Source organism: Herbaspirillum sp. YR522 (assembly GCF_000282575.1).
Taxonomy (GTDB): Bacteria; Pseudomonadota; Gammaproteobacteria; order Burkholderiales; family Burkholderiaceae_D; genus Herbaspirillum.
The window spans coordinates 1-8945 of the sequence record NZ_AKJA01000162.1; the positions used below are offsets into that span (position 1 = coordinate 1).

At 65.9% G+C, this 8945-nt stretch carries 6 protein-coding genes; all 6 read left to right on the forward strand.

From position 1 onward, the window contains the following. Positions 1-596: 596 nt before the first annotated feature. Genes kdpF through PMI40_RS22615 form a run of 6 tightly spaced genes read left to right on the forward strand, consistent with a single transcriptional unit; the run spans position 597 to position 8800 of the window. The gene (kdpF, locus tag PMI40_RS22590) at positions 597-686 is read left to right on the forward strand and encodes a K(+)-transporting ATPase subunit F (RefSeq protein ID WP_008120348.1); all 90 of its coding nucleotides are present in this window, start codon (positions 597-599) and stop codon (positions 684-686) included. A gap of 1 nt (position 687) precedes the next feature. Continuing rightward, positions 688-2469 (forward strand): potassium-transporting ATPase subunit KdpA, encoded by a 1782-nt coding sequence (kdpA, locus tag PMI40_RS22595; protein WP_008120349.1) that lies wholly within the window; start codon positions 688-690, stop codon positions 2467-2469. A 13-nt stretch (positions 2470-2482) separates the two neighbouring features. Continuing rightward, positions 2483-4651 (forward strand): potassium-transporting ATPase subunit KdpB, encoded by a 2169-nt coding sequence (gene kdpB / locus PMI40_RS22600; protein WP_008120350.1) that lies wholly within the window; start codon positions 2483-2485, stop codon positions 4649-4651. 28 nt (positions 4652-4679) lie between these two features. Beyond that, on the forward strand, positions 4680-5291 hold the full coding sequence (kdpC, locus tag PMI40_RS22605; RefSeq protein ID WP_008120352.1) for a potassium-transporting ATPase subunit KdpC: 612 nt from the start codon (positions 4680-4682) through the stop codon (positions 5289-5291). Between the two features lie 36 nt (positions 5292-5327). Then, positions 5328-8075 carry a sensor histidine kinase KdpD gene (locus tag PMI40_RS22610; RefSeq protein WP_008120355.1) on the forward strand — a complete coding sequence of 916 codons (2748 nt, stop codon included), beginning with the start codon at positions 5328-5330 and terminating at the stop codon, positions 8073-8075. A gap of 14 nt (positions 8076-8089) precedes the next feature. Beyond that, positions 8090-8800 (forward strand): response regulator, encoded by a 711-nt coding sequence (locus tag PMI40_RS22615; RefSeq protein WP_008120358.1) that lies wholly within the window; start codon positions 8090-8092, stop codon positions 8798-8800. The last annotated feature ends 145 nt before the right edge of the window (positions 8801-8945 follow it).

The window sequence follows — 8945 nt, forward strand, 5'->3', positions numbered from 1 at the left end:
CCAGGAGACTTGCCGACAGCTGCTGAAAAGGCGGCAAGCTTGTGTCCACCGAAATTCACCGGGCAGGTCAACAGGAAAATAACGCCACCAGATCCGCGACCGCCGCAGGTCAGTAGCTCACTTCATCGGGCACCCCGCTGTCTCATTGAATCAGCGACCCCGTTTTCACCATTCATCCACTCACGCAGCCGTTCGGCTGTTCAGTCAATCGGCCAGTCTTGGCGCGACTGTTCACTTCCATTATTCGTTGTCGCGTTTTTCCCGAACAGCTCGACCCAGCCCGCCGGTCCTGGCTCGATGCCCGAGCGCCACGTCCGCCGGGCACGGCCGGATCCGGTGATCGGCATCGACCATCGAGCCATGACGCGCATGATCGGCCCGTTTACATCCTGTTTACACCCCCTCCCCATAGTTTTACCCGGAATTGATGCCCCGGAATCTATCGTTCAAGCCTCGCCGATTCCGATCCGGATGGCATGAACAATGGAGTGGGAAATGGATTTCTTGTATGCAGGCCTGCTGCTGCTGTGCGGCCTCTCGATGTGGGCCTTCGTGGCACTGTGCAGCCGCCTCGAGCGGCAGGATGGAGGTGCCAAATGAACCTCATGTATCTGCTCGGGCTGGCGGTGTCGGCAGCCCTCCTGGCGTATCTGCTATACGCACTGATCAAGCCGGAGGACTTCTGAGATGGACAGCAACGCACTCATCCAACTGGCACTCTATCTGGTCGTCATGCTGGCACTGTCGGTGCCGCTGGGGTGGTACATCGGCCGCGTGATGGAGGGCAAGTCCAAGGTCAATCGCATCTTCGGCGGCGTCGAACGGGTGTTCTACCGCCTGTGCGGCATCAGCCGCGACGATGAGATGAGCTGGAAGCAGTACGCCATCGCCGTACTATTGTTCAATGTCATCGGGCTGCTCGTGGTCTATGCGCTGCAGCGCACGCAACAATGGCTGCCATTCAATCCGCAAGGACTGGCCAACGTCAGCAGCGATTCGTCGTTCAATACCGCCATCAGTTTCGTGGCCAATACCAACTGGCAGGGTTATGTGGGCGAAGCCACCATGAGCTACCTGACCCAGATGGCAGCGCTGGCGGTGCAGAACTTCGTCTCCGCCGCGACCGGCATCGCCGTCGCCTTCGCATTGATTCGTGGCTTTGCCCGTCACAGCAGCAAGGGCATCGGCAATTTCTGGGTCGACATGACCCGCTCCTGCCTGTACGTATTGCTGCCGCTGGCGGTGATCCTGGCGCTGGTCCTGGTGCAGCAGGGCAGCATCCAGAACTTCCGTCCCTACCAAGAGGTGAAGACGCTGGAAGTCACCCAATACACCGTACCCAAGCTGGACGCGGCAGGCCAGCCGCTCAAGGACGCCAAGGGCGAACCGGTGGTGCAGGCCATGAGCACTGACCGCCAGACCCTGCCGATGGGGCCGGTGGCGTCGCAGGAAGCGATCAAGATGCTGGGCACCAATGGCGGCGGGTTCTTCAACGCCAATTCGGCACACCCCTACGAGAACCCGACGCCGCTATCCAACTTCCTGCAGATGCTGGCGATCCTCGTCATCCCGGCCGCGCTGTGCACCAGCTTCGGCATGCTGGTCGGGGACCGCCGCCAGGGCTGGGCGATCCTGGGCGCCATGACGCTGCTGTTCGTGGTGTTGACGGCGACCCTCATGTACTACGAATCGCAACCCAACCCGATGCTGGCGTCGCTGCACGCACAGGGCAGCGGCATGATGGAGGGCAAGGAAATCCGCTTCGGAATCAACGCGTCCAGCCTGTTTGCCGCCATCACGACCGCGGCTTCCTGTGGTGCGGTCAACGCCATGCACGATTCGCTCTCGCCCATCGGCGGGCTGGTGACGATGCTGCAGATGCAACTAGGTGAAGTGGTCTATGGCGGCGTCGGTGCCGGCCTGTACGGCATGCTGATCTTTGCCGTGCTGGCGGTGTTCATCGCCGGCCTGATGATCGGCCGTACTCCCGAATACCTGGGCAAGAAGATCGGCGTGTACGACATGAAGATGATGTCCATCGCCATCCTCATGACGCCGGCACTGGTGCTCATCTTCACCGCCGTGTCGGTGATGGTGGAGGCAGGCCTGGCCGGTATTGCCAATCCCGGCGCCCACGGCTTGTCTGAAATCCTGTACGCGTTCAGCTCGGCCGCCAACAACAACGGCAGCGCCTTCGCCGGTCTGTCGGCCAATACACCTTACTACAACACCACCACCGGCCTGGCCATGTGGCTGGGGCGCTTCGGTGTGATCGTGCCGGTGCTGGCCATGGCCGGCTCGCTGGCAGGCAAGAAGCGCCTGGCGGCGACTTCCGGCACCTTGCCCACGCACGGCCCGCTGTTCGTGGCCTTGCTGGTCGGCGCGGTGATCCTGGTCGGTGCGCTCACCTACGTTCCTGCGCTGGCGCTGGGACCGGTGGTCGAGCACCTGCAAATGATGGCCATGTGAATTGGATATCGATATGACTAACCCTGTGATAAACAACCCGTCCGAGGCCATGCCCTCGGCCACCCAGACCGCACGCTGGATGTTCGATCCGCGCATCGTCAAGCCAGCCCTGGTCGAGTCGCTGCGCAAGCTCTCGCCTCGCGTGCAGTGGCGCAACCCGGTGATGTTCGTGGTGTACCTGGGCAGCATCCTGACCACGCTGCTGTTCATCCAGGCATTGGTGGGCCAGGCCGAGGCGCCGGCCGGCTTCATCCTGGCCATCGCCGCCTGGCTGTGGTTTACGGTGCTGTTCGCCAATTTTGCCGAGGCCCTGGCCGAAGGCCGCAGCAAGGCCCAGGCCGCGGCCCTGCGCGGCGTCAAGAAGAGCGTATTGGCCAAGAAGCTGCGCCGCGCCGACCAACTGCGCACGCCCGGTGTCAAGGCCGACCAGTGTGAAGTGGTCGAAGGCGGCACCCTGCGCCGGGGTGACCTGGTGCTGGTCGAGGCCGGTGATACGGTGCCAGCCGATGGCGACGTCGTGGATGGCGTGGCCACCGTCGACGAGAGCGCCATCACCGGCGAATCGGCGCCGGTGATCCGCGAGTCGGGTGGCGATTTCTCGGCCGTCACCGGCGGCACCCGGGTGCTCTCGGACTGGATCGTGGTGAAGGTATCGGTCAATCCGGGCGAGGCCTTCCTGGATCGCATGATCGCCATGGTCGAAGGCGCAAAGCGCCAGAAAACGCCCAATGAGTTGGCCCTGACGCTGCTGCTGGTGGCGCTGACGCTGGTGTTCCTGCTGGTCACGGTGAGCCTGTTGCCGTTCTCGCTGTTTTCGGTCAATGCCGCCGGCAGCGGCGCGCCAGTGTCGGTAACGGCGCTGGTGGCACTGCTGGTGTGCCTGATTCCCACCACCATCGGTGGCCTGCTGTCGGCCATCGGCGTGGCCGGCATGAGCCGCATGATGCAGGCCAATGTGATCGCCACTTCGGGACGTGCGGTGGAAGCCGCCGGCGACGTCGACGTGCTGTTGCTTGACAAGACCGGCACCATCACGCTGGGTAACCGCCAGGCGGCAGCGTTCTTCCCGGCGCCCGGCGTGGCCGAGCGCGAGCTGGCCGACGTCGCGCAATTGGCGTCGCTGGCCGACGAGACCCCGGAAGGACGCAGCATCGTGGTGCTGGCCAAGAACCGTTTCAACCTGCGCGAACGTGAAATGGCCGGGCTCGGCGCGCAGTTCATCCCGTTCAGCGCCCAGACCCGGGTGTCCGGCATCGATGTCGGTGCGCGCCGCATTCGCAAGGGCGCCGCCGACGCCATCCGCAAATTGGCCCGCTCGGCCGAGCAGCGCCTGCCCAGCCAGGTCGAGACCGATATCGAAGCCATCGCCCGGCGTGGCAGCACACCGCTGGTGGTGGTCGAATGGAGCAGCGAGGCAGCGGTGATCAACCAGGGCGCACCGATCCGCATCCTGGGCGTGGTGGAATTGAAGGACATCGTCAAGGGCGGCATCAAGGAGCGCTTCGGCCAATTGCGGCGCATGGGCATCAAGACCGTGATGATCACCGGCGACAACCGCCTGACCGCCGCGGCCATCGCCGCCGAGGCCGGGGTCGACGACTTCCTGGCCGAGGCCACGCCGGAGCAGAAACTGGCGCTGATCCGCCAGCACCAGGGCGAGGGCAAGCTGGTGGCCATGACCGGCGACGGCACCAACGATGCGCCGGCGCTGGCGCAGGCGGATGTGGCGGTGGCCATGAACAGCGGCACCCAGGCCGCCAAGGAGGCCGGCAACATGGTCGACCTCGATTCGAACCCGACCAAGCTGATCGAGATCGTCGAGATCGGCAAGCAGATGCTGATGACACGCGGCAGCCTGACCACCTTCAGCATTGCCAACGACGTGGCCAAGTACTTCGCCATCATCCCGGCCATGTTCGCCGCCACCTATCCGCAACTGGGTGCGCTGGACGTGATGCACCTGGCCAGCCCGGCCTCGGCCATCATGTCGGCGGTCATCTTCAACGCGCTGGTGATCGTGGCGCTGATACCGCTGGCACTGCGCGGGGTGCGTTATCGGCCACTGGGCGCGGCCGTGCTGCTGCGGCGCAACCTGCTGGTGTATGGGTTGGGCGGCCTGCTGGTGCCGTTCGTGGGCATCAAGCTGATCGACCTGCTGCTGTCGGGCTTCGGCCTGGTCTGAGCAATCCCTCTTTGATCAAGGAAAAATCATGAAAGCATCTTCCAGCAAGTCCACGCTGCGTCCCGCGCTGACCTTGTTCATCCTGCTCGGCGTGCTGCTGGGCGGGATTTACCCGGCGCTGGTGACGGGCCTGGCGCAGGCCTTCTTCCCGCACCAGGCCAACGGCAGCATCATCGAGCGACGGGGCGTGGCAGTGGGCTCCGAACTGATCGGCCAGAACTTCACCGGCGCCGCCTATTTCTGGGGCCGGCCGTCGGCCAGCGGCACCTATCCCAACAATGGCATGGCGTCTGGCGGCAGCAACCTGGGGCCGACCAATCCGGCCCTCAAGCAGGCCGCCGAAGACCGCGCCAAGGCCTTGCACGAAGCCGACCAAGGTAGCCAGGGCCCGATCCCGATCGATCTGCTGACCGCCTCGGCCAGCGGACTCGACCCGCACATCAGCCCGGCTGCGGCCGACTACCAGGTCAACCGCGTGGCCCAGGCGCGCGGTATCGACCCGCAGCGCCTGCGCGCAGTGGTGCGCGACCATACCGAGGCGCCGCAATGGGGGCTCTTCGGTGAGCCCCGGGTCAACGTGCTGGCATTGAACCTGGCGCTCGATGAAGCTGCGCCGGTCGCGCCGGCCGGCGCCAGGTAGCTCGGCTACAATGCGCCATTACCGAGTCCGCAACCGATGACCACCCGCCCCGATCCCGACCATTTGCTCGAACGTGTCATGCGCGAAGAAGACCGCCAGGCACGCGGTCGGCTGAAGATATTCTTCGGTTTCTCGGCCGGGGTGGGCAAGACCTTCGCCATGCTGGAAGCGGCCCAGGTGCTGGTCGCGCAAGGCATCGACGTGGTCGCCGGGGTGGTCGAGACCCACGGCCGCGGCCAGACCGAGGCGCAGCTGGAAGGTCTGCCGCGCCTGCCCATGCGCCTGCTCGAGCATCGCACCCACCAGTTGCCCGAGTTCGACCTCGACGCTGCGCTCGAGCGTGCCCCGCAGGTGCTGCTGGTAGATGAACTGGCGCATTCCAACGTAGCCGGTTCGCGCCACGCCAAGCGCTGGCAGGATATCGACGAACTGCTGCGCGCCGGCATCGACGTCTACACCACCCTCAACGTACAGCACATCGAAAGCCTCAACGACGTGGTCGGCCAGATCACCGGTATTCGCGTCTTCGAGACCGTGCCCGACCATGTGTTCGACCAGGCCGACGATGTGATGCTGGTCGATATCCCGCCCGACGAATTGCTGGCCCGCCTGCAGCAGGGCAAGGTCTACCTGGCACAGCAGGCCGAGCACGCGCAGCGCAATTTCTTCCGCAAGGGCAACCTGATCGCCCTGCGCGAGATCGCCCTGCGCCGTACCGCCGACCGGGTCGACGCCGACATGCGCCAGTATCGCGCCGACCGCTCCATCGCCCAACTGTGGCAAGCCCGCGAGCGTATCGTCGCCGCCATCGGCAGCGGCCCCGGCGAAGAGCGCGTGATCCGGCAAGCCGCGCGCCTGGCGGCCAAGCTGCAGGCCGAATGGCTGGCGGTACATGTCGACCTGGCCGATGCGCGGCATGGCCTGGCCGCGCGCGAACGGGTGCTCGATCATTTGAAGCTGGCGCAATCGCTGGGGGCGCAGACGGCCAGCATCAGCGGCGACGACCTGCCGGCTGCGCTGCTGCAGTTCGCCCGTGCACGTAATGCCGGCAAGCTGGTGGTGGGGCAGCAACGTGCGGCGCACTGGTGGCGCAGCACCCTGTCGCAGCGCCTGGCCGCGCGCGGCGAGGGTATCGACATCTATAGCGTGGCGCGCAGCCAGCCCGGCGCGCAGCGTGGCGACGACGGCGCCCCGGCGGCGGCCGATCCGCTGGCCAGGCGCCGCCGCACGCAGGGCTCGTTGTGGGCCGTGGCCAGCTGTGCGGTGACTACCGCGCTGGCATTCGTGCTCAACGATTTCCTGCATCCGGCCAATGTCATCATGCTGTACCTGGTCGGCGTGATGCTGGTGGCCACCCGGCATGGACGATCGGCCTCGGTGCTGGTGTCGGTGCTGTCGGTGTTGTCGTTCGATTTCTTCTTCGTGGCGCCGCGCTTCTCGATCTCGGTCTCGGACGCCCAATACCTGCTGACGCTGGCCGTGATGCTGGCGGTATCGTTGTTCATCAGTTCGTTGACCGCGCGCATGCGGCGCCAGGCACGCGTGGCCATGCAGCGCGAGGCGCGTGCCTCGAACCTCTATATGCTCGGCAAGGAACTGTCGGCGCTGCTGACGCTGGACCAGATCCTGGAGATCGGCCGTCGGCACCTGGCAGCCGTGTTCGGTGCCCGGATCGCCTTCTTCCTGCCCGACAGCGCCAACCAGCTGCGCCTGGCCGCACCCGACGCCGCCGCGCCGGCGCTGCACAGCGTCGATGACGGCGTGGCCCAATGGGTGTACGACAATGGCCAGGCCGCCGGGCGCGGCACGGCCACGCTACCGTCGGCCGGCGCCTTGTACCTGCCGCTGACGGCCACCATGCGCACGCGTGGCGTGTTGGCCTTTGCCATCGAGGGCGAGGGCCAAGACCAGCTGCTGGCGGCGGCGCAGCTGGCGCTGCCCGAAAACCGGCAGATGCTCGAGATATTCTGCTCGCAGATTGCCATGGCCATCGAGCGCCTGCATTACGCCGAAGTGGCCCAGGATGCCCTGGTCAGCATGGAATCGGAGCGCCTGCGCAATTCGCTGCTGGCGGCCATCTCGCATGACCTGCGCACTCCGCTGACCTCGTTGGTGGGCAGCGCCGATGTGCTGGCCGCCGATGCCCGCCTGCCCGGTGATGCGCGCGACAGCGCACGCACCTTGAGCCAGCAGTCGCACCGCATGATCGGCCTGATGAACAACCTGCTCGACATGGCGCGCCTGCAGGCCGGCGCCGTCACGCTGCAGCGCCAGTGGAATGCGCTGGAGGAAGTGCTGGGGGCGGCGCTACGGCTGCTGCAGCCGGCGCTGGCGCAGCACCGCATCGCGATACGCATGGCGCCCGAGTTGCCCTTGCTGCGGGTCGATGCCGTATTGCTGGAGCGGGTGTTGTGCAACCTGCTCGAGAATGCCGCCAAGTATGCGCCGGCCGGCACCACCATCACCGTGGCCGCGCAACTGCGCGAACAGGGCAGCGAGCGCGAACTGTGGCTCAGCGTGAGCGACCAGGGGCCGGGCTTCGGTGCCACCGCCGCGTCCCATGCGTTCGAGAAATTCACCCGCGGCGAGCACGAATCGAGCACCCCCGGGGTCGGCCTCGGCCTGGCGATATGTCGTGCCATCGTCGAGGCGCACCAGGGCCGGATCTGGATCGCGGCACCGGTACCCGGGATGGTGGGCGCCAGCGTGGTGCTGGCACTGCCGGTCGAGCGCCAGCCGAACCTGCCCGAGGAGGACGATATCGTGCTGCCGGGCCATCAATGATATCGAGGGACATCATGCAGGAGCATGCCGGCAACATCGTCTTCATCGAGGACGACCCGCACATCCGCAAGCTGGTCAAGGGCGCCCTGGAACACGAAGGCTTCGTCGTCCACGAAGCTACCAGCGCCCGCGCCGGCATCGTCGAGGCCGGCACCCGCAAGCCGGACCTGGTGATCCTCGACCTGGGCCTGCCCGACCTGGACGGCAAGGCCGTCATCGCCGAGTTGCGCAGCTGGAGCAGCGTGCCTATCGTGATCCTGTCGGCGCGCACCCAGGAGTCGGAAAAGGTGGAGGCGCTCGACGCCGGCGCCGACGACTACCTGGTCAAGCCGTTCGGCATGCCCGAATTGCTGGCCCGCATGCGCGCGCAGTTGCGACGCCATGCGCGTGGCGCCGCGCGCGATGGCGGCAGCGGTCGTTATCGACTGGGCCAGGTGCTGGTCGACTTGCCGGCCCGCAGCGTCAGCCGCAACGGCGAGCCGCTGCACCTGACCCAGATCGAATACCGGCTGCTGTCGACGCTGTTGCGCGACGCCGGACGCGTCATCACGCATCGCCAGTTGCTGGTGGCAGGGTGGGGGCCTTCGCATGTGGACGACCACCATTACCTGCGTATCTACATGCAACGGCTGCGGCAGAAGCTGGAGCGCGACGCTACCCAACCGGTCCACATCGTCACCGAGATCGGCGTCGGGTATCGGCTGGCAGAGGTGGCGGCCGAGTAAGCGGCATGGATCCTATTTTGTGTGGGAATTGATTCGTTGCCCTGGCAGCGTATCGAAGGCGCTCATGCCGGTGCGTCGGTGCGGCTTCGATACGGTCCTGCGGACCTACTCAGTCCGAACGGTCTTGGGTGACCGAAAAAACCAT